Genomic DNA, 267 nt, shown 5'->3' with positions numbered 1-267 from the left:
AGACTTTTTAGCCGAACGATCCATCTTCAAAAGCAGACTTCAGATTTAGAACTTCAAAATCTTAATATAGAAAAAGACTTTTTGAAAGCACAGCTTAATCCCCATTTTTTATTTAATACCCTAAATAATCTATATGGCTTGGTGGTGAAAAAAGACCCAAGTGCTCCGGATGCCATCATCAATATTTCGGATCTAATGGCCTATACGCTATATGAGTCGAATACCGAGAAAGTTTTGGTTCAGAAAGAACTGGATTTTATTCAAAAT

1 protein-coding gene is annotated in these 267 nt (G+C 34.5%); it reads left to right on the top strand.

Translation table 11 applies throughout. The annotated features are described in order from the left end of the window. Positions 1–267: histidine kinase (locus SB764_RS40855; RefSeq protein WP_410866876.1), on the top strand; the 267-nt coding region annotated here is incomplete at both ends.

Source organism: Paraburkholderia sp. SIMBA_027 (assembly GCF_046535315.1).
Classification (GTDB): Bacteria; Pseudomonadota; Gammaproteobacteria; order Burkholderiales; family Burkholderiaceae; genus Paraburkholderia; species Paraburkholderia tropica.
The sequence above is the reverse complement of the archived record's forward strand: the minus strand, read 5'-3'. Positions and strand labels throughout refer to the sequence as shown.